We start from the raw sequence: 25,574 nt of genomic DNA on the forward strand, positions 1-25,574 counted from the left end.
ACAGTGTTTGATGAGATAAGATTTAATACAATTGAGCGTTTGCCAAACTACGTTTTTGCCGAAGTAAATGCTATAAAAATGGCAGCACGCAGAGCTGGCGAGGATATCATCGACTTTTCTATGGGCAACCCAGAGGGCAGAACACCACAGCACATCGTCGATAAACTATGCGAAAGCGCGCAAAAAGACAAGACCCACGGCTACTCAGCCAGTGCTGGAATTTACAAGCTCCGCCTTGCCATTTGCAACTGGTATAAGAGAAAATACGACGTAAATTTGGACCCAGAAACTGAAGCAGTAGCCACAATGGGCAGTAAAGAGGGCTTTGTGCATCTTGCTCAAGCCGTGATAAACCCAGGCGACGTGGCTATCGTGCCTGATCCTGCATATCCGATACACACGCAGGCGTTTTTATTTGCTGGCGGAAGCGTCGCAAAGATGCCGCTTCACTACAATGATAAATTTGAGCTAGACGAGAATAAATTTTTTGAAAACTTAATCCAGACGATACACGCAAGCTCGCCAAAGCCAAAATATGTAGTCGTAAATTTTCCTCACAATCCAACGACAGTGACCGTGCAAAGGAGCTTTTACGAGCGCCTTGTAAGCATTGCAAAGCAAGAGAGATTTTACATCATCTCTGATATCGCCTACGCTGATCTTACCTTTGATGGCTACAAAACTCCAAGCATCTTTGAAGTTGAAGGCGCAAAAGATGTCGCAGTCGAGTGCTACACTCTTTCAAAAAGCTACAACATGGCCGGCTGGAGAGTTGGCTTCATGTGCGGAAACAAGAGGCTTTGTGCGGCTCTTAAAAAGATAAAATCATGGGTTGATTACGGCATGTTTACGCCGATACAAGTCTCAGCCACGGTCGCACTTGACGGCGATCAAAGCTGCGTTGAAGATATACGCCAAATTTATGAAAAAAGAAGAGATGTGATGATAGAGGCCTTTGCTCAGGCTGGTTGGGAGCTTAAAAAGCCAAATGCCAGCATGTTTATCTGGGCGAAACTTCCACCAAAGGTTAGCCACTTAGGCAGCCTTGAGTTTTCAAAGCAGCTTCTTACAAAGGCTTCAGTTGCTGTTAGTCCAGGCATCGGTTTTGGCGAGGGCGGAAACGACTATGTGCGCTTAGCTCTTATCGAAAACGAAAACAGGATAAGACAAGCGGCCAGAAATATAAAAAAATATTTGAAAGAATTTGAATGAATGTAGCGATATTAGGCGTTGGAACCGTTGGTGAGTCGGTTGCAAAAATTTTACTAAAAAACAAAAAGCTAATCGCAGCAAGATGTGGCGAGGAGATAGTGCCAGTCATCGGTGTGGTTAGAAATTTAAATAAAAAAAGAGACGCTGGCATCCCTTTGACTGACGATATAAATAGCGTCATAAATCGCGATGATATCGATGTTTTTGTTGAGCTTATGGGCGGTGTTGAAGAGCCTTTTAGAGTGGTGAGTGAAATTTTAAAGCGCAAAAAAGCGGTCGTCACTGCAAACAAGGCGCTTCTTGCCTATCACAGATATGCTTTGCAAAATTTAGCCAAAAACACGCCATTTGGCTTTGAAGCAAGCGTGGCTGGGGGCATACCGATCATCAGAGCCTTAAGAGAGGGGCTTAGCGCCAACCACATCTTAAGCATAAATGGCATACTAAATGGCACTAGCAACTATATCTTAACCTCGATGATGAATGAGGGCTCAAATTTCAAAGACGCGCTTAAAAAGGCACAAGAGCTTGGATACGCTGAGGCTGATCCTACCTTTGACGTGGGCGGCTTTGATACGGCTCACAAGCTTCTCATCCTTGCAAGCATCGCATACGGCGTGCACGGCGATCCAGAGGATATCTTGATCGAGGGGATACAAGGCATCACGCCAGAGGATATATTTTTCGCAAAAGATTTTGAATACTCAATAAAACTTCTAGCCATAGCCAAAAAAAGCGAGGGCAAGGTCGAGCTACGCGTGCATCCAGCGCTAGTGCCACAAAATAAAATGATAGCAAAGGCAAGCGGCGTAACAAATGCGATAAGCGTCGTTGGAGAGGTCGTTGGCGAGACTATGTACTATGGCCCTGGAGCTGGCGGCGACGCGACAGCAAGTGCGGTAATTAGCGATCTTATCGACATCGCAAGAGATAGCAAGTCGCCGATGCTTGGATACAAAGCGCCATTTGAGCTAAATACCTTAGAGCTGCTTGATCGCGACAGGATAAAGACGAAATACTACTTTAGGCTAAAAGTCGAAGATAAAATGGGCGTGCTAGCAAAGATAACAAATTTAATGAGCGAAAATAATCTCTCGATAGACAGCTTGCTGCAAAAGCCAAAAGATGAGAGCGAGTATGCCGTGCTATTTTTCACGACGCACACGAGCTTGGAGGCCGATGCGAAGCGAACGATGGAGCTTTTAAAAGAGCAAGAGTATATAAAAGAAGAGCCATTTATGATGAGGATCGAGGAGTAGCTTGGGGCTAAAAGAGTATCTCTTTGGCAAGAGCTCCGAAGATAGGGCTTGCGAGTTTTTGCGTAAGCTTGGTTTTGTCATTTTAGAGAGAAATTTTCACTCTAAATTTGGTGAGATCGATATCATCGCACTAAGTAGCGATAAAATTTTGCATTTTATTGAAGTAAAAGCAACTAGCGGAGGATATGAAGCGGAGTATAGGCTAAACAAGGCAAAATATATGAAAATTTTAAAAACGATAAATTTTTATATGATGAAAAATGAGCCAAACAGGGACTTCCAACTTGATCTGCTTGTTGTTAAAAATGAAAATTTTAAGCTGATAGAAAATATTAGTTTATAATAAAATTTATTATTTAGCTAAAATTTAAATTTGATTTTGTATAATTGCCACATCTTGAAAATAAGGAGAACAAATGGGAAAATACATCGAACTCACAAAAGAAAATTTTGATGTAACAAAAGAAGGCGTTGCTCTAGTAGATTTCTGGGCTCCATGGTGCGGACCTTGCCGTATGCTAGCTCCAGTGATCGAAGAGCTTGCTGAAGACTTTGAGGGCAAAGCGAAAATTTGCAAGGTAAATACTGATGAAGTACAAGATCTTGCGGTTGAGTTTGGCATCAGATCGATCCCAACATTGCTATTTTTCAAAAATGGCGAGCTAGTTGAGCAAATGGTCGGTGCGCAGTCAAAACAAGCCTTAACTGACAAACTAAATTCGCTTCTTTAATGAGCGAAAAAAGAAGAGGAAGCCTACTTCCTCTTACATATATATTTGGTTCATTTTTTGGTGCAGCTATGATAGCAGCTGCATTTGCGTATAGCAACTATCGTTTTTCACAATATAAATTTGTTGATTTTGCGAAGCTAGTTTTCTACGAAAAAAGCGAAATTTTTACTCCAAAAGAGCCAAAATACACGCTTTTAATCTTCAGTTCAAATCAATCAAAATTAGACGAAATTTTACCAATCAAAAATGAAACAGTTGTGGCAATCGATATCTTTCAAAAAAGATATGAGTCAAACTCAACACTAAAATATATAAGCTCAGATATTAATACGGTCTTGGAGCTGATGCGAAATTTGAGCATTATAAAGCTTCCAAGTAGTGTTGAGATAGTTCATCAAAGGGGCGAAATTTACAAACAAAATTCGTCCATAAATGTTTTAGAATAAAGGAAATTTATGCTTGATTTAGCGATCATCGGGGGCGGTCCAGCAGGACTAAGTGCCGGACTTTACGCCACTAGAGGCGGACTAAAAAATGTTGTAATGTTTGAAAAAGGCGAGCCTGGTGGTCAGATCACCTCTAGCTCAGAGATAGAAAACTACCCAGGCCAAAAAGCCCCTGGCGAGAGTGGCTTTGACTTTATGAGCACTTGGTGGAAGCAGTGCAGTGCATTTGGACTAGTTCATAAGTGGGCAAACGTCGTTGGCGTTAGAAAAAATGGTGACGGCAGCTTTGAAATTTTACTTGAAGGCGGCAAGAGCGAGCAGGCAAAGGCTGTCATCGTAGCGACTGGCTCAACTCCAAGACGTGCTGGCTTTAAAGGCGAGGACGAGTTCTTTGGTAAAGGCGTTAGCACATGCGCAACATGCGATGGCTTCTTTTACAAAAACAAAGAGGTAGCCGTTCTTGGCGGTGGCGACACAGCTGTTGAAGAGGCACTTTATCTAGCAAATATCTGCTCAAAAGTCTATCTTGTGCATAGACGTGACGAATTTAGAGCGGCGCCAACAACCGTTGAAAAAGCTAGAAAAAATGAAAAGATCGAGTTTATAACAAGTGCGACTGTAAAAGAGGCGCTTGGCGATAAAATGGGTCTAACAAAGATCGTGCTTGATACCAAAAATGGCGAGCGCGTGCTTGATGTGCCGGGCATTTTTACCTTCGTCGGACTAAATGTAAATAACGAAATTTTAAAAGATGAAAACGGCAAATTTATCTGCGAAATGGCTGATGGCGGGCAGGTTAAGACAAATCTCAAGATGCAAACTAGCCTAAAAGGGCTCTTTGTAGCAGGCGATATCAGAGAGGACGCTCCAAAACAAGTGGTCGTAGCAGCAGGTGATGGCGCAGTGGCTGCACTTAGCGCTATGAGCTACATAGAAAGCTTACATTAATACTCAAATTTAGCCAAATTTTTGGCTAAATTCCTCTTCTTTTTTCTATCAAATTTTTGATTTTATACGTATTTTTAAAGACTATTTGTAATCTATCTATAATAAATTTTATGTTAAATTTCAACCAAAAATCAAAGGATAAATTTTGGTAAAAATAGGCCTTTATGGTGCTAGTGGAAAGATGGCTCAAAGTATCATTTCTTGTTTAAAAGATGAAAAAGATGCCACTTTAAGCATCGCTTTTAGCCAAAAAAATCAAGTTGAAAATTTAAGTAGCGATCTTTTGACAAATGACTTTGCTAAATTTTTTGAAGCATGCGATGTGATAATCGACTTTAGCCAAAAAGAGGCTACAGTAGCACTGCTAAACTACGCTAGAACTAATCCAAAACCACTAGTTATCGGTACGACTGGGTTAAATGACGAAGATAAAAACTTACTCCATTTAGCATCTGGAGCTATGCCTATTCTTTACGCAACAAATATGAGTTTGGGCGTAGCTGTACTAAACCGCCTTGCAAGGATCGCTTCAAAAACATTAAGAGAATTTGACATAGAGATAGTAGAGCAACACCATAGGCACAAAAAGGACGCTCCAAGCGGTACAGCGATGACCTTAGCTGGTTGCGTGGCTGAGGCTAGGGATCTAAATTTAAAAGATGTTTTAGTGACTGGTAGAGCCGGTATGGTAGGGGCTAGGAGCAAAGACGAGATCGCAGTCATGGCACTTCGTGGTGGAGATGTGGTCGGTCGCCACACGGTTGGCTTTTATAATGACGGCGAATTTATTGAGCTAAATCACACCGCAACGAGTAGGGCAACTTTTTCAAAAGGTGCGATCAGGGCTGCCATTTGGATAAAAGATCAAAATAGTGGCCTTTACTCGATAGACGATAGTTTAGGGCTTGATGATTAAATTTGAGCTTGATGATGTAGAGAACTACAAGCTAGAACTTGTTGATAAATTCTACCTGCCGGAGCGTGAAAAACGTCAAAATTTAAGAACTGGCGATATAGTAAAGCTTATATCTAGATTTGAAGATGATGAATTTGCCCAGGTTGAGCGCATGTGGGTGGTCGTTAGTGAGACAAATAACGGCGAATTTACCGGCATTTTAGACAATGAACCATTTACAAAAGGCTGTTTAAATGCTGGCGATGAGATCAAGTTTAACTACAAAAATGTTCTTGAAATTTACAAAGATGATGAAAACTAAAGGAAAAAAATGTGTGCAATAGTTGGTATTATAAATTCTAAAGATGCAGCAAAGACTGCGTATTATGCGTTATTTTCTATGCAGCATCGCGGCCAAGAGGCAAGTGGTATTAGCGTTTGTGATGACGGAGAAATTTCTACTCACAAGGGTAATGGCCTAGTTACAGAGGTTTTTAATGAAGAAATTTTAAGATCGCTAAAAGGTGATATGGCGATCGGTCACAACCGCTATGCAACGGCTGGTAAAAACTCAGGTCGTGACGCCCAGCCAATAGCCGCTAACTACTCTTTGGGACAAATTTCGATAGTCCATAATGGAAATTTGGTAAATAAAGATGAGGTTAGAGATGAGCTTATTAAGGATGGTGCGATATTTCAGACAAATATGGATACTGAAAATATCATCCATCTAATCGCAAGAAACCATAGCGAACACTTGCAGGGCCGTATTATTGCAGCACTTGATAAGATAAAAGGTGCTTATTGTCTGCTTATCCAGTCACGACATAAAACCTTTGCCATAAGAGATCGCTGGGGTGTTAGGCCACTAAGCCTTGGTAAGCTAAAAGATGGTGGATATATCGTAGCTAGCGAGACTTGTGCTTTTGATCTTGTGGGGGCTAGTTTTATAAGAGATATCAGACCTGGTGAGATGATAGTTTTTGAACATGGAAAAAGTGAGTTTCAAAGCATTCAAATTTATGAGCCAGATCCTAGAATATGCGCATTTGAATATATCTATTTTGCTCGCCCAGATAGCGTGATAGAAGGTAAAAGCGTCTATGAAGTTAGAAAAAAAATGGGTGAAGTACTAGCTAAAAAGAGCAAAATTAAAGCAGATTTCGTCGTACCTGTACCAGATAGCGGAGTACCAGCAGCGCTTGGGTACGCAAATGAGAGCAAAATCCCATTTGAGCTAGCTATCACTAGAAACCACTATGTGGGTAGAACCTTCATCGAGCCAAGCCAAGAGATGAGAAATTTAAAAGTTAAGCTAAAACTTAACCCGATGTCATCGGTTCTAAAGGGTAAAAGTATCGTTGTTATCGACGATAGTATCGTTCGCGGTACTACTTCAAAAAAGGTGGTTGATCTTTTAAGACATGCGGGCGCTAAAGAGATTCATTTTAGAGTCGCATGCCCTGAGCTTAAATACCCTGAGCGATACGGTATCGATACGCCAAGTTTTGAAGAGTTAATAAGCTCTAAAAAAAATGCAGAGGAAGTAAGAGAATATATTGGTGCAGATAGCTTAGAATTTTTAAGCATAGACGAACTTAAGGAAAGTATCGGCAATGAGCGAAAATATTCGCTTGTAAGCTTTGATGGTGACTATTTCATAAAGTGAAAAATTTAGCCATTTTTTTGCTTGTTGCACTATTTTTTAGTGGTTGCTCACAAAAGAATCCAAGCAAAAAAGATGAAATTTCCCTCATGGTGAGCTATTTTGAGCTAAATGGCAAAAAGCAGCAGCTACTAATAAAAAGCATGCCAAGCTTAGCTGATAAAAATGCCAGCGTGCCATTTTTTGGCATGATAAATTTCCTCGATCAAAATAAAACTACAAGTGCCTACTCTCTCGTAAGTGGCGTTATAAACGTCATTGAAGCAGACAACGCCTCTATAAATTTAAACAAAACTAGTGACGTTTTATCCCTTAAAAAATCTAGCGAGATAAGGTTTTATGAGATAAGGCCTGACGTGGTTGAGAGTGTTAAATTTAGATCACCAAATGGCGTTTGCGCTGAGTTTTTGGCTCAAAAGCCAGTTTTTGTAAATGCGGCCACCAACTACTACTTAAGAGATGATAGCTTTTTTGCAAGCTTGATTGAGGCGAAATTTGTCTATAAAAAGGGCGCAAAGATCCTAAAAAAAGAGTTTGCTTATAGCATCTTAGAGCCCAAAATCCTAGAAGAGGCCAAAGAATTTACACAAAAATCAAACCAGCTTTTCTTAAACGATATGCAAAAGCTTGGCAGACTGCTTGACATACTCTGCACATTTTAGCGAGCACTCAGACATTAAATTTAAACTTTTTTCACAAGCCAGCACCCTTTTAAAATTTATTTTAAGTACGGGGGGGGGAGTAGTGCTCCTGCTCGGAGCTCGTTTGGCGGTGACAGAAAAAAGACTAAAGAGTATAACGATAAGATGAAAAATGGAATTCTGTTCTTTACGATTATCAACACATGAGATATATTTATAAAGACGCCTCTGCTTGGTGGCTTTTGCTCGATTAAGCCAGTCAGGCAATAAATTTATTCACTTTAGCTGACTTGTAAATTTAGTAAATTTCTCCATTTCAAGTCAGCTATTTTAAATTTAAAGCTAAATTTAGCCCCCTGCTCTTTTAAATTTATCCTAAAGCATCTCTATAAACGCCTCGAGCCTTGTCTTGATCTGCCCAGCGTCGCTTGTAGAAAAGTCCGTCTCAAGCGCCATATAAGGCGTATCCACGTCGTTGCACGCCCTTTTTATATTGGCAGTTTCTACGTTGTAGGTGTGACAGGCTTGAAGCACAACGTCGATCACGCCATCCGCCTTATACTCTTTTATCATCTCTTGTAGCACCTTTTCTCTCTCTTTATTTGGTGACATGATCGAGCAAGGTATCGCCATATAGCGCTTTGCTATGGCATTTATAGGATCATCATTTTCATCGACAAGGTTGCTAAAATTTTTAGTGCCAGTGCAGTTTTCGTAAGCCACCACGACGCCGCCTGCCTCTTCTATGGCTGGCACGATCTTATCATAGACCCCGCCACTTGGACAGCCTGTGATGATGATGCGTTTGGCGTCCTTATGCACGGGTGAAATTTTATCTCTCACGCACTCTTTTAGCTTCTCAACGATGATCTCAAGGTCGCTTATCTGCTCCTCTTTGTCAAATATAAAGCCATTTCCATATAGCAGTGCGTGCAGCTCTTTGCCGTTCATCGGTGGCGGTGTTAGCTTCATGAAATTTTGAATTTCTCCCATTAGCTCGCGCTCTTTGTTAAATAGCCTGATAGAGTTTCTAAGCTCCTCATCGCTCACGCTCACGCCAAATTTAGCCTCCAGACGCTCTTTTAGCTCCCTGACCTCATCTTGCCAAATCTCCAAGCTCTTTTGGCTCTTGAAATGTGGCAAATGCATGACATGCACATCTTTAAATTCGCCCATTAGCTCATACATCTTTTTCTTGCCGTCGCACGTCGTCTCGCCGATAACAATATCAGAGTTTCGCACAAATGGGCACTTGTTCGCTTTTGCAAAGCCGTAGCTTGCTTTTATGAGCGGACAGAGGTTTTTAGGCAGGTACTTTTCGCCCTCGACCACCGCGTTATCGCCAGTCGCGCAGACACTCACGCTGTAAGCGTTTGCCGCGTGGATGACCTCCCTTGGCGTGTAGGTGCAAAAGATAGCCGCGATCTTTTGTCCGCTATTTTTGACCGCTTCGACGTTTTGGGCTAAATTTTTCTTAGCGCCATCATAGGTAGCGAAAATTTCGCTCAAACTCATACTCTCATTTATCGCCATTTTCTCTCCTTAAATTTCTTATCCCTGCAAGGCTAGCGCCTATCGCACCGCAGTAGATCGCATCTTCGTGCGTGCTGACTTTAGCTTGCAAGCACACTTCTAAATTTTCTCTCACATACGAGCTCTTACTAAAGCCGCCACTTAAGAAGTAGCTCGTATTTGCCTGTTTTTTGACCAAATTTGAAATTTTATTTATAGCTGAGACGATCACCGCTTTTGCGATATTTTCTCGTGAGATATTTTGAGCGATGAGACTTATGATCTCAGACTCCGCAAAGACCGTGCACATCGAGCTTATGGATATATCTTTGTCGCTATTTTTAGCAAGGCGTGTCAGCTCATCAAACCTAACTCCAAGGCGGTTTGACATCACTTCAAGAAATTTACCAGTGCCGGCTGAGCATTTATCATTCATCGTAAAGTCCGTCACTGAGCCATTTTCAAGCTTGATGGCCTTCGTATCTTGTCCGCCCACGTCTATAACCGTGCAGTCACTTTTGCAAAAGTAGTGCGCCCCAAGCGCGTGACAGGTAATCTCTGTAAGGGTTTTATCAGCGTATGGCACCGAGACTCTGCCGTAACCTGTCGCAGTAAAATATAGCTCGCCAAGGTCTAAAGCTAAAACTCGCTCTTTTATAAGCATGGCTGTATCTGCGCTGCTCCAGCCAGTTGGGAGCAAAAATAGCTCCTTTATCTCGCCGCTACTTGCCTCTATGATCGCGACTTTTGCAGATGTTGAGCCTATATCAATACCGATTGAGTGCATTTTGTATCCAAAAAAGGTCTTTCTAAAACTTAGAACTGGCGTGATTTTACTCACTTTAAGACAAATTTGTCAATAAATAAGACCCAAAAATTTATAGCCTTTTCACCTTTTAAAATTTATAATTTACCCACACTTTACAAAGGGGATGAAATTTGAAAAATTTGACAAACGAGCAGAGATTTTTCTCAAATACCGACCTTGCAAGGCTCTTTTTCCCTATCGCTGTAGAGCAGTTTTTAGAGTATAGCCTAGGGCTTGCAAACTCGCTAATGGCTGCAAGCGTTAGCGAAAGTGCGGTGAGTGCGGTAAGCCTTGTGGAGTTTGTCATGGCGCTATTTATTAGTATATTTACTGCCATAGCCACTGGTGGCTCGGTAGTCGCTAGCCAGTATCTAGGCAGCAAACAAAGCGGCAACGCCAGAAATACCGCCGATCAGCTAGTTTGGTTTAGTCTAATTTTTGCCATCTTTATAGCCCTTGCCATCATAGTTTTAAAAGATATCATCTTAGACAAAGTCTTTGGCGATATCGGCGAACAAGTGAGGCGCGACGCTAGTCACTATCTCGTTTTCTCCGCCATTTCAGCGCCCTTTTTAGCCCTCTATGCAGCAGCTGCGGCGATCTTTCGCACGATGTCAAACGCAAAGCTACCTATGTATATCATGGCGGCTGCAAATTTACTAAATGTGCTGCTTACTGCCATTAGCATCTACACATTTCACACGGGAGTACTTGGCATCGCCATTAGCACGCTCATAGCAAGAGCGATCGCTTGCTTTGTCATAGTCTATCTGCTACTTGATATCAAGCTAAAACTTCACATAAGAAAGAGCCTTATCTATAAATTTGACTACGAGATCATCAAGAAAATTTTAAATATCGGCGTACCTTATGGCTTTGAAAACTCTATGTTTTACGTGGGTCGCATCATCGTTTTGAGCCTTGTTTCGCTCTTTGGTACGGCAAGCATCGCTGCAAATGCCGTGGGCGGGACGATCGTGATGTTTCAGGTGCTCCCTGGCATGGCGATAGGCACAGGTCTAAGCGTAGTCGTGGCTAGATGTATCGGCGCAAATGACTTTAATCAGGCTAAATTTTACGTAAGAAAATCAATGCTAAGCATCTACATCGTGCAGCTTTTTAGCACGGCTGCCGTGTTACTGCTTCTTGAGCCGCTACTTCGCGTTTATAATCTCTCAAGCGAGGCCATAAATTTAACAAGGCAGATCGTCTGGTATCACGGCATCGCGATGTGCCTTATCTGGCCTCTTGCCTACACCTATCCGACCGTTTTTCGTGCTGCTGGGGACGCAAAATACCCGATGATAGTAAATTTAGCCTGCATGTTTGCCTGCAGGATCGTGCTAGCTTATATCTTTGCGCTTACGTTTGATCTTGGCATGATAGGCACTTGGTTTGCGATGTTTGCCGACTGGGCGGTAAAGGCGGTGCTCTTTGTGCGCAGATACGCAAATGGCACGTGGATGAAATTTCGAGCCATTTAAAAAAAAGTAGTAATATACACACGATTTTGTCACAAAGGATAAAGATGAAAAATGTTTTAAAATTTAGTGCAGCTCTAGTGATCGCAGCGCTTTTTGCAGGGTGTGCAAGCGAGAGCTCAAGAGTGGTAGAAACTCCAAAAGTAGCAAGCTACGGCTCAGTTTATAACGGCAAAAAGGTCTCAGTTTCTATTGGCCGCTTTAATAACCAATCAGCCTATCAAAATGGCGCATTTAGCGACGGCGAGGACAGACTTGGCAACCAAGCTCAAAGCATCCTAATCACAAATTTACAGCAAAGCGGTAGATTTTCGGTACTTGAAAGATCAAATATGTCAGTCCTCAAACAAGAGAGCGAGCTAAGCAAAGAGGCTCAAAATTTAAAAGGTTCAAGATACGTCATAACTGGCGATGTGACCGAATTTGGACGCAAGACGACAGGTGATCACCAGCTATTTGGCATACTTGGCAAAGGTAAGCAACAAACCGCCTACTCAAAGGTAAATTTAAACGTTGTCGATACCAAAACGGCTGAGGTCGTCTACTCAGTTAGCGGCGCTGGCGAATACACCCTTTCAAACAGAGAGATCATCGGCTTTGGCGGCACTGCAGGATACGACTCTACGCTAAATGGCAAGGTGCTAAGCCTAGCGATAGTTGAAGCGGTAAATAACCTAGTAAATGGCATAGAAAGCGGAGCATGGCAAGTAAAATAGGGCTTGCCAGCCTTGGCGCTCTTGCGCTCGTGCTAGCAGGATGTAGCAACGCAAGTGGCCCAAGGTCGCTTTACTACTGGGACGGCACATATAGCAGCTCACTATATAGCTATCTAAACGAAGATGGCGACGCAACTGAGAAAATTTCACGCTTAGAAAATTTAGTGCAAAACTCAACTCAAAGGGGCTACAAGGTTGCGCCAGGGCTATACGCGCATCTTGGTCTTTTATACTTAAATAACGGAAATTTAGGCGCTGCAAATGCAAATTTTGACAAAGAGGTGCAAAATTTCCCAGAGTCAAAAGAATTTATAAATTTCATCAAGGGCTCTAAAAATTTAACCCCAAAAAAGCAGAGCAAAAAAGAGGGAGCAAAAGATGAAAAATAGCCTGAAATTTATAGCTGTGACGCTTCTTGCGCTGTTTTTTACGGGTTGTTCTTTCAAAGAGCCTGAGCCATACGACTACTCAGCCTTTTTGCAAAAAAAGCCACGCTCCATCCTAGTGCTCATGCCAACAAACGATAGCACCGAAGTAAGTGGCTCAGCAGCGGTTTTGGCTAACTCAGTAGCCCCACTTAGTGAGGCTGGGTACTATGTATTTCCAGTGGCTCTTGTAAATGATACATTTAAGCAAAATGGCATAACCGAGCCAAGCGAGATCGCAGCCGTGCCACTAAATAAGCTTGATAAAATTTTTCATGCCGATAGCGTGCTTTACATAAACATAAAAGACTACGGCACAAGCTACGTCGTGGTCTCTAGCTCGACAAAGGTAGTGCTTGAGGCAAAGCTAGTCGATATAAAAAGTGGCGCGACGCTCTGGCAGGGCGAGGCAGCAGCCGCAGAGGATAGCGGTAATGGACAAAACAGCCTGCTTGGCATGCTAGTCTCAGCCGTCACCACGCAGGTGGCAAACACCATCTCAGATAGATCATACGACCTAGCAGTAAGAGCTGATGCCTACCTCTTTTCTAGAAACTGCCACGACTGCATACTTTATGGGCCTTATTCGCCTCACTACGGCAAAGACGCCCAGCTAAATAAAGATAGATAAATTTAATGTCCAGCCATCAACTTGGAGTGCTTCTTACGCTAGTTGGTGGCGTACTTTGGGGATTTAGCGGAGTTTGCGGGCAGTATCTCTTCTTGCAGGGCATTAGCGCTGATTTTTTAGTGCCTTATAGACTCTTGCTAGCTGGAGTTTTTATCATGCTCTACTACGCTTTTAAGGCTAAAAAAGCCGTTTTTGCGCCAGTTACTGACGTTAAACTGATGGCTGAGCTTCTCACGTATGCCCTACTTGGACTTATGATGACGCAGTATGCCTACTTTTACTCGATCGAGCTCTCAAACGCCGCAGTTGCGACAGTTATCCAATACACCGCTCCAGTCCTCATCCTAGCCGTCATCTGCCTAAAAGAGAGGCGAGCGCCAAGACCGCTTGAAATTTTAGCACTACTATGCGCGATGCTTGGCGTCTTTTTTCTTGCTACGCACGCGCAAATTTCAGCCCTTGTTATCTCGCCAGAAGCGCTATTTTGGTGCTTGGTAAGCGCTGTTTGCGTCTGCGTTTATAACCTAGCTCCCGCAAGGCTAAATACCAAATACTCAGTCACGCTCACGCTTGGCTGGGGCATGGTGATAGGTGGCGTGGTGCTTTGCCTTTATATGAGAGTGTGGGAGTTTGCGGGGCTTAGTGGCACGGCGCAGTGGCTGGCATTTCTCGCCGTCATCACGCTTGGCACGATATTTGCATTTAGCTTTTATATGACTGGAGTTAAGCTCATAGGCGCCTCAAAGGCCAGCATGATAGCCTGCATAGAGCCACTAAGTGCCGCGTTTTTTGGCTACTTTTGGCTTGGGACGAAGTTCGTCTTTTGGGACTTTTTAGGCTTTGCTCTCATCATATCATGCATATTTTTACTTTCAAAGAAGAGAGATGATATACCTAGCGCAAACTGACACGACAGCTGGCTTTTTAAGCAAGGACTACAAGGAGATAAACCACGCCAAAATGCGAAGTAAAGGCAAACCTTGCCTTATCACGACGGCTAAATTTAGCATTTTATGTGGGCTTGCTAGAGCGCCAAAAAAGTATAAAAATTTCATCCGCCGCTCGAGAAAGACGACATTTTTATATCCAAATTTAAAGGCGATCAGGGTCGTAAAAGAGTGCGAGCATGAGAAATTCTTAAGCAAATTTGACTGGCTTTACTCAAGTAGCGCAAACAAAAATGGTATGAAATTTGATGAAGTTTGGGCTAGAAGCGTGGCTGATGAAGTTGTTGATGAACGATTTTTTGAAGACACTCCATCAAAAATTTATAAAATTTCAAAATCAAAACTAAAAAAGATCCGTTAGTTAAATTTACACCCTGCACTTTTTAAATTTAGGTAGTTTTTGTTGTGGTTTGAGGTGATAAATTTGCTAAATTTCACAGCTTACAATAGCGGTTTTAAAAGCTAGTTTTTTAGACAAGGTCTAAATTTAATCTACTAATTAGATAAATTTACAAATGTCCAAACTAAATTTAGCCTATATATTACTATGAACCTCGCTTCAGACTACATTTTAAAATTTAAAGTCTGCCAGATGCTTTAGCTAAGCACTGGCTGATGTAAATTTGAGCCAATATCTAAAGTTGCCCACTAAGACCAAAAATTTATATCGCTCAAATCCTATCAACTCACATAAATTTACAAATTTAGAGCAAGAAAGGACCAAATTTCATTAAATTTAGCTCATTTATGCGGATAAAGTAGCTATTCATCGCAACACCACTGCAACCATGCAAGTAAATTCAGTCAAGCCACAAATTTAAATTTTAGCCACTACCAAAATTTTGTGCAGAGATAGTCAAATAAGCAAATTTAACAGCTCTCAAAACCTAAATTTAGCCATTTTGCAAATTTAAATAAGCAAATTCACTAACCACAGCTAGTTGCTTTTTGCGGACAAAAACAGTCTTTCTAAATTTACAGCAGTCAAGCCCTAAATTTAGCCCACTCCACTTGGCATAAATAGATAAATTTACAAGCTGATTATTAAATTTGGTTTTGGGGTTTAAATTTCACTTGCTAGCCCTTTGGCTGGCACCAAAGGGATTTTGCTAGCAAATTTGGATTATAGTTTTGCTTTTCTTTTGCGCTCTGTTTGGTCTAGATAGCGCTTACGAACGCGGATATTTATAGGCGTAACCTCGACTAGCTCGTCATCTTCTATCCACTCTAGCGCGCGCTCAAGGCTTAGCTTTCTAGGTGGTACTAGCTTGATCGCATCGTCACTACCGCTTGCACGCACGTTCGTTAGGTTTTTGCCCTTGATAGGATTTACATCAAGGTCGTTTGGACGGCTGTGCTCGCCGATGATCATGCCCACATAGACTTTTGCCTGCGGATCAAGAAATAGCACGCCACGATCTTGCAAGTTAAATAGCGAATAAGCAAGCGTTACGCCATTTTCCATAGAAACTAGCGCGCCGTTTGTTCTATGCTCGACGGTGCCGCTAAGTGGTCTAAACTCCAAAAAGCTGTGGTTCATAACGCCCTCGCCTTTTGTATCAGTCAAAAACTGGCTTCTAAAACCAATAAGTCCGCGAGCTGGGATCTCAAATTCGATCCTTGTTTGGCCGTCGCCTGTTGGGTTCATAGAGACCATTTCGGCCTTTCTTTTGCCAAGTTTTTCAATGACTGTGCCTGTCGTATCATCAGGCGCGTCGATCACTAAAAGCTCGTATGGCTCGCATTTTACACCGTTTATCTCTTTTACGATGACCTCAGGTCTGCCAAGTAAAAACTCATAGCCCTCGCGGCGCATATTTTCAGCCAAAATGGTGATCTGAAGCTCGCCACGGCCACTTACTTTAAATTTGCCCTCGCCGATGTTTTCATACTTCATCGCGATATTTGTCTTCATCTCGTTTGCAAGGCGCTCATCGATCTTGTTTGATGTGACGTGTTTGCCCTCAGTGCCTGCAAGTGGGCCATCATTTACAGAAAATACAACGCTAAGTGTTGGCTCTTCGATATGAAGAGGATCAAGCGGATGAGGGTTGTTTGGATCAACGACGCTATCGCCAACGTCAAGCGCGTCAAAGCCAGCGATCGCTACGATGTCGCCAGTGCCAGCTTCGTTTATATCGATCCTGTCAAGTCCCATAAAGCCGATGAGTTTTGAAATTCTACCAGTTGTCTTTGTGCCATCAGCCTTTGCAAGCATAACGTTTTGGTTTTTAGCTATCTTACCATTAAAAATTCTCGCAATGCCGATCTTGCCGACGTAGTTGTCATAATCAAGCGTGAAAACTTGAAGTTGCAAAGGATTTTCGTCACTGCCGCTTGGAGCTGGCACATGAGCTAAGATAGTCTCAAAAAGTGGCTGCATATCTTTGTTTTCATCGCTTAGTTTTAGCTTTGCGTAGCCATTTTTAGCAGCTGCATAAACGACTGGAAATTCTAGCTGCTCGTCATTTGCGTCAAGTGCGACAAAAAGGTCAAAAATTTCATTTATAACGCGGTCTGGATCGCCTGCTGGCTTATCTATCTTATTTACGACGACGATTGGGCGAAGTCCGAGTGAGAGCGCCTTTTTGACGACGAATTTAGTTTGTGGCATAACGCCCTCTTGCGCATCAACAAGTAGTAAAACGCCATCAACCATCTTAAGAACACGCTCTACCTCGCCACCAAAGTCGGCGTGGCCCGGGGTGTCAATGATGTTGATCTTTGTATCTTTGTAGCGAATGGCGGTATTTTTAGAAAGGATCGTGATGCCACGCTCTCTTTCGATGTCGTTGCTATCCATTACGCGCTCGCCAAGGTTTTGATGCTCGTTAAATGTTCCTGACTGCTTCAAAAGCTCATCAACCATTGTTGTTTTACCGTGGTCGACGTGCGCGATGACGGCTATATTTCGTATCTTTTCCAAATTTTTCTCCGTTTATTAGTTTGATATTTTTCGCTTTATCAGTTTTAAAATAGGGGCAGATTATATCCAAATTTTTATAAATTTTAAGCTGATATCAAGAAATTAATTTTTGGAATAGATTTTGCATGTAAGAGTTAAGTTTTTAAATTTAAAGGGATTAAATGCAAGCTTACACAGCGAAAAACAACGTAGATTTGCTAGCTCCAGCGGCTACTAAAAAGCCTGCGGCTGCGAAGAAGTCTCAAAACAACGGCGAGTTTTTGTCGATGGTTTTGGATGCGGCTGCGAGCAAGGCAAATAGCGGTCAAAAGATCACCGAAAAGGATGTCAAAGAGATAGTAAAAACCGTTGACATCCAAAAAGAGACGATAGAAAAGGCGCAAAACGAAAGCGTAGCAAAAATTTCAACCGCACTTGAAGAAAATTTGGACGAAAGCACAAAAAATGAGCTCTATGAAAATGCAAATTTCATGCAGCTTTTGCAAGTTTTAGAAATTCTAAATGGCAATGAAAAAGTAAGCAAATTTCCAAATTTTAGCGACAAAATAGCAAATTTCTTAAGTGTCCCTGAGAACGTCGAAGAGCTTAGCAACGTTAAAAGCGTTAGCGATCTTATCGACCTTGCTAAGAAATTTGACCTTGGCCTTGAAAATATCGAAATTTCAAATGAAGATGTGCCAAAACTAAACGAGATGTTTAAAAATTTGGGCAAGCAGGAATTTTTCACGCCGATAAAGACTGAGGACAAGCCTTTTTACCTAAAAGAGCTAAAAAACGAAGTCGAGCATATCATCAAAAACGAGCCAAAAGAGCTCGTAAAGCTTGATACCTTGCTAAAAGAGGTGGTGGCAAATCCAGTCAGCGAAGTTAAAAATTTAGTCAAAGAAGAGCCTAAAAAACTAGATGATAGCGAAGTAAAGCTTGATGATGAGATAGTAGATGTTGAGCCAGAGGAGCAGCCAAAAGAGCCAAAAGTAAAGGTAAATTTACACGAGCAAAAGGCACAAAAAGCCCCAACTCTTGAGTCGTTACTCTTTCCAGAAAGAGAGCAGATGAGCGAGGCTGAGCCAAGCGAGGAGACATTTAGCAGTGATAATAAATCAGAGCTAAATCAAATGGTAAAAGACATCGCAAATAGCGCTAAACACCAGCTTCAGACAAAGGCGGAGATAAAAGAGACGCTTAGTAATTTCTCTTCTACGCTAAAAGAGCAGGTGCAAAACTACAAAGCGCCGATCACTCGCTTTAACATCACGCTTAACCCGCTAAATTTAGGCGAGGTCGAGATCACGATGGTTAATCGCGGTAATAATTTGCATGTAAATTTTAGCTCTACAACGGCTACGATGAACCTCTTTTTACAAAACCAAGCTGAGTTTAAAAACAGCCTTGTAAATATGGGATTTACCGAGCTTGAGATGAATTTCTCAGACCAAAACCAAAGACAAGAAAAAAGAGAACAAGCAAAGAACAAATATAGCTCAAATCAAAGCGACGAGAGCGAAAACGCTCAAGCGGAACAAAGCTTGCTTGAGCTAGTAATACCAAGATATATTTAGGAGAGATTATGGCTTCAGTTTCAGATATAACTACACAAACAACGCAGCAAAAAAACGCTGAGAAAAAGGCAAAAGCAAGACAAGACGCTGCAGCTAGCACAGGAACTAATCCAAATGGACAGCTAGACAAAGATGCATTTATGAAGCTACTTTTAACAGAGCTTCAGCATCAAGACCCAACAAGCCCTATGGATACTGAAAAGATGCTAACGCAAACTAGCCAACTAGCATCAGTCGAGATGCAAGAGAACACAAACAAAGCGATGAAAGAGCTAGTAAGTCAGCTAAAATCAAACGCAAACGCCTACGCTATCTCAGCCCTTGGCAAGATGGTTTCAACTGGCTCAAATGCAGTTACACTAACAGATGAGAAAAAAGATGCAAAATTTGCGCTTTACTTTAAAACAGATCTTGCAAATGGCAAAATCGAGGTCAAAAACGCAAATGGTCAAGTCGTAAGAACAACCGATCTAAACGAGACAAATGCAGGCGTTCATAACCTAGCTTGGGACGGCAAAGACGCATCTGGCAACCAAGTGCCAAATGGCTCATATACCATTTCGGCAACTTACACTGGCAAAGATGGCAAAGAGTACAAGACGCAAATAGGCAACTACCCAGTCGAGGCGGTGAAATTTGTAGATGGCAAGGCTATGATGAAAGTAGCTGGCGAATACGTTTCTATGGATAAAGTATCTGAATATTACGAGGGCTAAAAGCCATGATGAGAGGTTTTTACAACGGGGTTAGCGGCATCAAGACGCAAAGCTTTGGCATGGATGTTTGGTCAAACAACATCTCAAACATAAACAATGTCGGTTTCAAAGCTTCAATCCCTGAGTTTAAAAATTTAATAAACCAAAACCTAGTCTCAGCAGGAAGTGGCCCGACTAGCGATCAAGTGGGACTTGGAGCTACTAAGCAAACGACTGCACTTGATATGTCAAATGGTAGCTTTCAAAGCACTGATAACAACTTTGACCTTGCCATAGGCGGAGATGGCTTCTTTGGCGTTGTCGATAAAACAGGCAAAAACTACTACACAAGAACAGGCACTTTTGACATAGATGCGGCTGGAAATTTAGTAGATACTAGGGGAAATTTACTCCTTGGCACGCTTGCAAATTTCACTCCGACCACGCCAAGTGCAACCGCCCTTAAAAAATATGGTCAAACCTCAAGCGCCCCACAAGCTTACACAGTCTCGCAAGAGGAGCTAAGTCTTGGCGATCCTGGCTCGCAAAAGGGCATAACACTGCCTCATTTTTTATTTATGCCAGCTGAGGCTACTACAAACATCAGCCTAAAAGGCAACCTAAACTCAACCCGCATAACAGATAAAAAGACGACAGCGCTTGATGCTAGCCAATACGCCTACACGCTTGATAATACAAACAAGACGATCTCACTAAACGGACAGATCCCGCTAAGTACCACATCACTTGGCGCAAAAGCTGGTGACAGCGTGGTCGTAAAAGTAAAAGATGGCGATGGTAAATTTAGCGAGTTTTCAACCACGCTTGAGGGTGATGGCACTTGGCAGATAAACGACAAGAGCCTTAAATTTATGGATTTTGCAAATTTAGAGGTAAATGTCGAAGTCACCTCGCTCGTTGAAGTGCCAAACAAAGAAAAACTGACCTCTGATATCTACAACGCAGACGGCACAAAGAGTTTGGTCACCATAAATTTAACCAAGCAGATCCCACAAGCTGGCGACCAGACTATCTGGGACGCGGTGGCAACGATAACTGATGCTAGCGGAGCCGTGCAAAATACAGCAATGGGCTCGCTTACATTTAATGGCAGTGGCAGGCTTGTGGCAAATACGCTAACGAGCGTTGGCGGCGTAAATTTAAACTTCGAAGGCGACGGCGATGCGGACGTTTATAATGGCATGACAAGCTCAGCAAACGCCAGAAAAGACTTCAACATAAAAAGAGATGGCTACGCTGAGGGGCTTTTATCAAAATATAGCGTCGATGACCGCGGCAACATCATGGCAAATTTTGACAACACTCGAGCATTTGCGGTGGCTAAAGTGGCGCTTTATCACTTTATAAATGACCAAGGCGTGGCAAAGGTTGGCGACAATCTCTATGAAGCCAAAGCCAACTCTGGCGAGCCATTTTTTTATAAAAACAAAGCTGGCGAGACCGTTTATGGAGCGCAAATTTTAGCAAACAAGCTTGAGATGAGTAACGTCGATCTTGGTCAAGCACTAAGCGAGGTGATCGTCACGCAAAAGGCCTACGAAGCGAGCGCAAAAAGCATCACGACAAGCGATGAGATGATACAAACTGCTATCCAGATGAAGAAATAATCCTTAAAGTAAATTTGGGCGAGCAATCGCCCTATTTTTATAACTTTAAATTTACTTTAGCCCTTTCAAATCCCCTAAAATACTTACTTTTCTCTAAATATAGCAATATAATTTTAAGCGTGCTGGTTATAAAATTCATTTAATTTCTTTTTTTAAGGATTGTCAAATGAAAATGCTATTTTTAGCCCCAGTGCTAGCTTGTAGTCTTGCCTTTGGTGCTGATGTGATCGCAAAAGACGCAAACATAACACTTGATGGCAAGATGATCGGTAAGATCGAGGTTTTAACGCCAGTTGAAGTCTTAGAAAAAGGCGATAAAACGAGCAAGATCAAGGTTAGTGGTGTAGTGTCGGCAAACTACTTAGCCCAGCTTCAAAGAAGCGTAGAAGATCCTGAAGTTTTTGTAGCTTTTGATGACGAGAGCGAGACAAATTTCAAAAAAGTAAAAGAGCTTGAAGATGACTACGGCGAGGTTTGGTACCAAGTTGATGGGCTTTATGAAGTGCTAAATGACGCGCTTGGTGGCAACCAAAAAGAGCTTTACGCAAAGGCAAAGAAAATTTACGAAGAGACCTGCTCAGCATGTCACAGGCTGCATGAACCAAACAGCTTCACAGCCGCTCAGTGGCCAGCAAATTTATCTGGCATGGTCGATGCGAAATTTGTCGCACTAGATGAAACTGATCTAAATTTAGTGCTTAAATACCTACAACACAATGCCAAAAAAGTAAAATAAATTTTCATAAGGGAGAAAATATGAAAAGGCGAGATTTTATAAAATTTTCTGCACTTGCTGCCACAGCAGCGCAGGCAAACAAGATAGAGGGCGTGACAAAGACCATTTTTGACCAAAACAAAACCTTTGGCGCAAATAGATTTGGCTTATTTTGGGCAAATACCAACTCAAACCAAATCGTATCTGTTGATCCATTTGAGGGCGATAAATTCCCAAATACCATGAACAACAGCTTGCCAGACCTCATCCAAAACGAAAGCCGCGTGCTCTATCCATACGTAAGAAAGAGCTACCTAAAGGCAAAAGGCGCAGCTAAGAGCGAGCTACGTGGCAAAGAGGAATTTGTGCGTGTTAGCTGGGAGACAGCCCTTGATCTAGCAGCAAAAGCCTTAAAAGAAAATTTCGACAAATATGGCCCTGAGAGCATCTACGGCGAGTGCTACTGGTGGGGCGGCAGCGGTAAGATCAGCTGGGGCAGGACTGTTGGTCACAGGATGCTAAAAGTGCTTGGCGGATACGTCGAAGAGAGTGGCGACTACTCAACTGGAGCCGGCCTTGTCATCATGCCTCACGTCCTAGGCAACAGCGCCGTTTATGACGCTCCGACAAAGTGGGAGGCCATCGCTAAAAATGCTAAAAACGTTGTATTTTGGGGCACTGACCCGCTTGTAACTGGTCAAATTTCATGGCAACCACCAACACATGATGGCTATCTTGGCATCAAAAAGATAAAAGAGGCAGGCATAAAAACTTATAGCGTTTGCGTCTTTAAAAACGACACCACAAGATACCTTGACTCTGAAGCTATCATCGTTCGTCCAAATACCGACGTAGCAATGATGCTTGGAATGTGCCACTATCTATATGAAAACAAGCTTTATGACGAAGAATTTATCAAAAAATACACAGTTGGCTTTAATAAATTTAAAGACTACCTACTTGGCACAACCGACAAAGTGGTCAAAGATATCAACTGGGCGAGCAAAATTTGTGGCGTAAAAGCCGAAGATATCGCTAAATTTGCAACAGCGCTTGCAAAAGAGCCAAGCGTCATCATCGCAGGCAGGTCGCTTCAAAGACAAGATCACGGCGAGATGGGCTTTTGGGGCATCGTAACACTTAGCGCGATGCTAGGTCAGATAGGCAAAGAGGGTCTTGGATTTGAGTTTAACCTCTACTACGCAAATGGCGCTACAGACAAGATCGCTCCGTCACTAAAAGGCATCAGCACTAGCATCAGCGAGAAATACGACAACGTAGATGGCGCTCCTTGGAAGAAATTTAAAAACGTCACCATCCCATCGTCAAGATCGATCGAGGCTTTGCAAAACCCTGGCAAAGAGATAGACTATGACGGCTCAAAGATCAAGCTACCACACATGAGAGTGGCTTACATGGCGTCTGGATCGATGTTTACAAGGCATCAGGATGTAAATAACGCCGTAAAAGCGTGGCGTAAATTTGACACCGTAATAACCGCTGAGCCATTTTGGACAAGCACAGCAAAACTAAGCGACATCGTCTTGCCAGTAGCCCTTGAAGTAGAAAGAAACGACATAAACCAAAGCGTGCCTACAAACGAGTACATCGTGGCTTACAAGCCTGTCGTAGAGCCTATGGGCGAGAGCAGGAGCGATTACTGGATCTGCTCACAAATCTGCAAACGCTGGGGCAGAGAAGAGGTCTTTACAGAGGGTAAAGATGAGCTTGGCTGGGCGAAAGAATTTTACGCAGATGCGGCCGAGCAAGCCAAAGGCATAAATGTCAAGATGCCAAGCTTTGATGAGTTTTGGAAAGAGGGATATGTTAGATTTGAGCAAGATGACGAAGCTAGCAGATACTACACAAGGCTTAGCGCATTTAGAGAAAATCCTCACAAAAACCGCCTAGGCACGCCATCTGGCAAGATAGAGCTCTACTCTCCAACTATCGCTAAATTTGGCTACAAAGACTTTGCGCCGCACGTTGCTTGGATAGAGCCGTTTGAGTGGCTTGGCAGCGAAAAAGCCAAAAAGTATCCATTTAGCGTCACAACCCCGCACTCAAGATACCGCCTCCACTCACAGCTAAATAACTCAATAATCAGAAACTACGCTGAGGTGAGCGCAAGAGAGCCAATGCTAATAAACGTAAATGACGCCAAAGCAAAAGGCATCGCAACTGGCGACGTGGTGAGAGTATTTAACGACAGGGGCGAAATTTTGGTCGGCGCGCTTGTCACTGACATCATCCCAGAGCACGTCATCGCCATCTGCGAGGGTGCGTGGTACGATCCTGAAGTGCTAGGCGAAAAGAGCCTTTGCAAGCATGGCTGCGTCAATGTCCTAACTCGCGACAAAGGCACATCTAGCATCGCTCAAAGCAACTGCGGACACACGATCCTTGTAAATTTAGAAAAATACAAAGGCGAGATCAAGCCGATCACTGCGTTTTCTAAACCAAAAATTTTGCAATCTTTGTAGAATTTATATAAATTTAGCCCTCGCTTGGGGGGCTAAATTTGATCATTTGCTGCTTTTAATCAAAATTATCTTGTTATTTAATTTGATCCATAGTTAGTCAATCAACCTGCCCTAAAGCGCTAAATATCACTTACCAGAAATAACAACTGGAGCCAGAATTTATCTATAAAATCAAAATGATCACTACTAAATTTATATTTTAAAAATTTCGACACGATTTATCGCCTAACCAAAGGCTACGAAGCAGCCAAATTCCAATACTTAAAAAAGACAAAATGCTACCCAGAAGTGTTTTTAGATCAAGATGATTGCAGAGTAAATTTCGCAGTCAGTGTAAATTTGACTAAAAATTTGTTAGTAAAATTTTAGATTTAAGTCCGAAGCGACTAAATTTCGTCGTAAATTTTCATGCTGCTAAGTTTTCTCGTAAAAATTTAATGAGAGCAGAGCAATCATAGCTAACTGCATTATCGCTATTTCTCAAAATACTGCTACCAACACAAGACATCTATTTTAACAGCCCAAATTCACAATTCACCCTGTTTTTACTCTTTAAATTTAGCTCAAGATACAAATTTACTAGCAGAATTTGGCTCCAGAAATGTTTAAAATTAGGCGCAAATTTCTATTTATGGTTAAATTTAGTAAGCGCATACAAACCATAGCTATCCTCTATTATCACGAGCCTTCAAGAATATTGCCGGCATATAATCCGCAAAAGAAAGATATTTCTCAGATAGCTTAAATTTAGTGTTTTCATAGTCATTTTTTCATTTTAGTGTTACAGCAGCAAGAGAAAATGGCTCCTTAAGATGACATATTTGCTTTTAAACTCGAAAATAGTACCACGCTTTACAACCATATATTTTATTGTTACAGGCACTAAAAAGCTCTTTAAAACAAGATATTTGCTTTGATTTATCTCACAAAAAGACACAAATAACACTACTAGCAAAAAAACAAACCCTACATCTTGTCACCATTTTACAGGCAACTATCAAGCTCGCATTTACACCAATAGATCTTTCTGTCCCGCGCTGATTGATCTTGTTTAAGCCAAAAGTATGTTATAAAATTCGTCAAAAATGGCTCAAAATAGTTCATCAAGCCCACCAGTGCGCGTCTTTAAACGTTACTAAAAACGGCAACCTCGACACTACCGCACTTGCTCTAGGTTTTTATTATCTATTTATTTCTAATGGCGTAAGAATTTGATCTATAAATTTTATAAATTTAATGCAGATTGTTTG

General features: G+C 42.1%; 23 protein-coding genes and 1 pseudogene. 21 read left to right on the top strand and 3 right to left on the bottom strand.

Annotation, left to right across the window (positions count from 1 at the left end; all coding sequences use genetic code 11):
- Nucleotides 1-3: 3 nt before the first annotated feature.
- From CYP05_RS05730 to CYP05_RS05775, 10 genes are all read left to right on the top strand, one after another.
- Nucleotides 4-1,212 carry an LL-diaminopimelate aminotransferase gene (locus CYP05_RS05730; protein WP_103642256.1) on the top strand — a complete coding sequence of 403 codons (1,209 nt, stop codon included), beginning with the start codon at nt 4-6 and terminating at the stop codon, nt 1,210-1,212.
- Nucleotides 1,209-2,471 carry a homoserine dehydrogenase gene (locus tag CYP05_RS05735; RefSeq protein WP_103573262.1) on the top strand — a complete coding sequence of 421 codons (1,263 nt, stop codon included), beginning with the start codon at nt 1,209-1,211 and terminating at the stop codon, nt 2,469-2,471. The genes CYP05_RS05730 and CYP05_RS05735 overlap by 4 nt, the downstream gene beginning before the upstream one ends.
- A 1-nt stretch (nt 2,472) precedes the next feature.
- Nucleotides 2,473-2,814, top strand: a complete 342-nt coding sequence (locus tag CYP05_RS05740) for a YraN family protein (RefSeq protein WP_103642257.1) — start codon at nt 2,473-2,475, stop codon at nt 2,812-2,814.
- Nucleotides 2,815-2,887: 73 nt separating this feature from the next.
- The gene (gene trxA, locus CYP05_RS05745) at nt 2,888-3,202 is read left to right on the top strand and encodes a thioredoxin (RefSeq protein WP_021092602.1); all 315 of its coding nucleotides are present in this window, start codon (nt 2,888-2,890) and stop codon (nt 3,200-3,202) included.
- Nucleotides 3,202-3,648 carry a hypothetical protein gene (locus CYP05_RS05750; RefSeq protein WP_103642258.1) on the top strand — a complete coding sequence of 149 codons (447 nt, stop codon included), beginning with the start codon at nt 3,202-3,204 and terminating at the stop codon, nt 3,646-3,648. The genes trxA and CYP05_RS05750 overlap by 1 nt, the downstream gene beginning before the upstream one ends.
- A gap of 9 nt (nt 3,649-3,657) precedes the next feature.
- Nucleotides 3,658-4,596 carry an NAD(P)/FAD-dependent oxidoreductase gene (locus CYP05_RS05755; protein ID WP_103642259.1) on the top strand — a complete coding sequence of 313 codons (939 nt, stop codon included), beginning with the start codon at nt 3,658-3,660 and terminating at the stop codon, nt 4,594-4,596.
- A gap of 145 nt (nt 4,597-4,741) precedes the next feature.
- On the top strand, nt 4,742-5,512 hold the full coding sequence (gene dapB / locus CYP05_RS05760; RefSeq protein WP_103642260.1) for a 4-hydroxy-tetrahydrodipicolinate reductase: 771 nt from the start codon (nt 4,742-4,744) through the stop codon (nt 5,510-5,512).
- Nucleotides 5,505-5,813 carry a DUF2314 domain-containing protein gene (locus CYP05_RS05765; RefSeq protein WP_103642261.1) on the top strand — a complete coding sequence of 103 codons (309 nt, stop codon included), beginning with the start codon at nt 5,505-5,507 and terminating at the stop codon, nt 5,811-5,813. The genes dapB and CYP05_RS05765 overlap by 8 nt, the downstream gene beginning before the upstream one ends.
- 9 nt (nt 5,814-5,822) lie before the next feature.
- Nucleotides 5,823-7,160 carry an amidophosphoribosyltransferase gene (gene purF / locus CYP05_RS05770; protein WP_103642262.1) on the top strand — a complete coding sequence of 446 codons (1,338 nt, stop codon included), beginning with the start codon at nt 5,823-5,825 and terminating at the stop codon, nt 7,158-7,160.
- Nucleotides 7,157-7,819: a hypothetical protein gene (locus tag CYP05_RS05775; protein WP_103642263.1), complete on the top strand. Its 663-nt coding sequence runs from the start codon at nt 7,157-7,159 to the stop codon at nt 7,817-7,819. Before purF ends, CYP05_RS05775 begins: the two co-directional genes overlap by 4 nt.
- Nucleotides 7,820-8,173: 354 nt before the next feature.
- On the opposite strand, the gene CYP05_RS05780 is transcribed toward CYP05_RS05775, so the two are convergent.
- Together CYP05_RS05780 and CYP05_RS05785 are read right to left on the bottom strand one after the other, a co-directional pair.
- Nucleotides 8,174-9,331, bottom strand: coding sequence for a double-cubane-cluster-containing anaerobic reductase (locus CYP05_RS05780; RefSeq protein WP_103642264.1), 1,158 nt, complete (start codon nt 9,329-9,331; stop codon nt 8,174-8,176).
- The gene (locus CYP05_RS05785) at nt 9,318-10,097 is read right to left on the bottom strand and encodes an acyl-CoA dehydratase activase (protein WP_103642265.1); all 780 of its coding nucleotides are present in this window, start codon (nt 10,095-10,097) and stop codon (nt 9,318-9,320) included. The genes CYP05_RS05780 and CYP05_RS05785 overlap by 14 nt, the downstream gene beginning before the upstream one ends.
- Nucleotides 10,098-10,249: 152 nt before the next feature.
- On the opposite strand from CYP05_RS05785, the gene CYP05_RS05790 reads away from it, so the two are divergent.
- Genes CYP05_RS05790 through CYP05_RS05815 form a run of 6 tightly spaced genes read left to right on the top strand, consistent with a single transcriptional unit; the run spans nt 10,250 to nt 14,679 of the window.
- Nucleotides 10,250-11,602, top strand: a complete 1,353-nt coding sequence (locus CYP05_RS05790; protein ID WP_103642266.1) for an MATE family efflux transporter — start codon at nt 10,250-10,252, stop codon at nt 11,600-11,602.
- 44 nt (nt 11,603-11,646) lie between these two features.
- Nucleotides 11,647-12,315 (top strand): CsgG/HfaB family protein, encoded by a 669-nt coding sequence (locus CYP05_RS05795; RefSeq protein ID WP_009295049.1) that lies wholly within the window; start codon nt 11,647-11,649, stop codon nt 12,313-12,315.
- Nucleotides 12,300-12,704 (top strand): DUF4810 domain-containing protein, encoded by a 405-nt coding sequence (locus CYP05_RS05800; RefSeq protein ID WP_103642267.1) that lies wholly within the window; start codon nt 12,300-12,302, stop codon nt 12,702-12,704. Before CYP05_RS05795 ends, CYP05_RS05800 begins: the two co-directional genes overlap by 16 nt.
- Entirely contained in the window at nt 12,694-13,371 is a 678-nt protein-coding gene (locus tag CYP05_RS05805) for a DUF799 domain-containing protein (protein WP_103642268.1), read from the top strand. The genes CYP05_RS05800 and CYP05_RS05805 overlap by 11 nt, the downstream gene beginning before the upstream one ends.
- Before the next feature lie 5 nt (nt 13,372-13,376).
- The gene (locus CYP05_RS05810) at nt 13,377-14,279 is read left to right on the top strand and encodes a DMT family transporter (protein WP_103642269.1); all 903 of its coding nucleotides are present in this window, start codon (nt 13,377-13,379) and stop codon (nt 14,277-14,279) included.
- Entirely contained in the window at nt 14,257-14,679 is a 423-nt protein-coding gene (locus CYP05_RS05815) for a Sua5 YciO YrdC YwlC family protein (RefSeq protein ID WP_103642270.1), read from the top strand. Before CYP05_RS05810 ends, CYP05_RS05815 begins: the two co-directional genes overlap by 23 nt.
- Nucleotides 14,680-15,441: 762 nt before the next feature.
- Here CYP05_RS05815 and typA read toward each other — a convergent pair.
- The gene (gene typA, locus CYP05_RS05820) at nt 15,442-17,244 is read right to left on the bottom strand and encodes a translational GTPase TypA (protein WP_103642271.1); all 1,803 of its coding nucleotides are present in this window, start codon (nt 17,242-17,244) and stop codon (nt 15,442-15,444) included.
- A 1,205-nt stretch (nt 17,245-18,449) separates the two neighbouring features.
- On the opposite strand from typA, the pseudogene CYP05_RS10365 reads away from it, so the two are divergent.
- From CYP05_RS10365 to CYP05_RS05845, 5 genes and pseudogenes are all read left to right on the top strand, one after another.
- A pseudogene (locus CYP05_RS10365) lies at nt 18,450-18,803 on the top strand (flagellar hook-length control protein FliK); the annotation flags it as partial.
- Nucleotides 18,804-18,811: 8 nt separating this feature from the next.
- Nucleotides 18,812-19,519 (top strand): flagellar basal body rod modification protein, encoded by a 708-nt coding sequence (locus CYP05_RS05830; RefSeq protein ID WP_103607233.1) that lies wholly within the window; start codon nt 18,812-18,814, stop codon nt 19,517-19,519.
- 5 nt (nt 19,520-19,524) lie between these two features.
- Entirely contained in the window at nt 19,525-21,126 is a 1,602-nt protein-coding gene (locus CYP05_RS05835; protein ID WP_103642273.1) for a flagellar hook-basal body complex protein, read from the top strand.
- Between the two features lie 166 nt (nt 21,127-21,292).
- A complete protein-coding gene (locus tag CYP05_RS05840; RefSeq protein WP_103642274.1) occupies nt 21,293-21,862 on the top strand; it encodes a hypothetical protein in 570 nt (189 codons plus the stop codon).
- A gap of 20 nt (nt 21,863-21,882) precedes the next feature.
- Nucleotides 21,883-24,324, top strand: a complete 2,442-nt coding sequence (locus tag CYP05_RS05845; RefSeq protein ID WP_103642275.1) for a molybdopterin-dependent oxidoreductase — start codon at nt 21,883-21,885, stop codon at nt 24,322-24,324.
- The last annotated feature ends 1,250 nt before the right edge of the window (nt 24,325-25,574 follow it).

It is taken from the genome of Campylobacter concisus (genome assembly GCF_002913545.1).
GTDB lineage: Bacteria > Campylobacterota > Campylobacteria > Campylobacterales > Campylobacteraceae > Campylobacter_A > Campylobacter_A concisus_AV.

Excerpts from the sequence above, each read along its gene's own strand:
- CYP05_RS05845 (WP_103642275.1), top strand. The coding sequence starts at position 21,883 with ATGAAAAGGCGAGATTTTATAAAATTTTCTGCACTTGCTGCCACAGCA.
- CYP05_RS05765 (WP_103642261.1), top strand. The coding sequence starts at position 5,505 with ATGATTAAATTTGAGCTTGATGATGTAGAGAACTACAAGCTAGAACTT.
- CYP05_RS05795 (WP_009295049.1), top strand. The coding sequence starts at position 11,647 with ATGAAAAATGTTTTAAAATTTAGTGCAGCTCTAGTGATCGCAGCGCTT.
- CYP05_RS05750 (WP_103642258.1), top strand. The coding sequence starts at position 3,202 with ATGAGCGAAAAAAGAAGAGGAAGCCTACTTCCTCTTACATATATATTT.
- purF (WP_103642262.1), top strand. The coding sequence starts at position 5,823 with ATGTGTGCAATAGTTGGTATTATAAATTCTAAAGATGCAGCAAAGACT.
- CYP05_RS05785 (WP_103642265.1), bottom strand. The coding sequence starts at position 10,097 with ATGCACTCAATCGGTATTGATATAGGCTCAACATCTGCAAAAGTCGCG.
- CYP05_RS05805 (WP_103642268.1), top strand. The coding sequence starts at position 12,694 with ATGAAAAATAGCCTGAAATTTATAGCTGTGACGCTTCTTGCGCTGTTT.
- CYP05_RS05800 (WP_103642267.1), top strand. The coding sequence starts at position 12,300 with ATGGCAAGTAAAATAGGGCTTGCCAGCCTTGGCGCTCTTGCGCTCGTG.
- trxA (WP_021092602.1), top strand. The coding sequence starts at position 2,888 with ATGGGAAAATACATCGAACTCACAAAAGAAAATTTTGATGTAACAAAA.
- CYP05_RS05780 (WP_103642264.1), bottom strand. The coding sequence starts at position 9,331 with ATGGCGATAAATGAGAGTATGAGTTTGAGCGAAATTTTCGCTACCTAT.
- CYP05_RS05835 (WP_103642273.1), top strand. The coding sequence starts at position 19,525 with ATGATGAGAGGTTTTTACAACGGGGTTAGCGGCATCAAGACGCAAAGC.
- CYP05_RS05755 (WP_103642259.1), top strand. The coding sequence starts at position 3,658 with ATGCTTGATTTAGCGATCATCGGGGGCGGTCCAGCAGGACTAAGTGCC.
- CYP05_RS05810 (WP_103642269.1), top strand. The coding sequence starts at position 13,377 with ATGTCCAGCCATCAACTTGGAGTGCTTCTTACGCTAGTTGGTGGCGTA.
- CYP05_RS05735 (WP_103573262.1), top strand. The coding sequence starts at position 1,209 with ATGAATGTAGCGATATTAGGCGTTGGAACCGTTGGTGAGTCGGTTGCA.
- CYP05_RS05840 (WP_103642274.1), top strand. The coding sequence starts at position 21,293 with ATGAAAATGCTATTTTTAGCCCCAGTGCTAGCTTGTAGTCTTGCCTTT.
- CYP05_RS05815 (WP_103642270.1), top strand. The coding sequence starts at position 14,257 with ATGATATACCTAGCGCAAACTGACACGACAGCTGGCTTTTTAAGCAAG.
- CYP05_RS05830 (WP_103607233.1), top strand. The coding sequence starts at position 18,812 with ATGGCTTCAGTTTCAGATATAACTACACAAACAACGCAGCAAAAAAAC.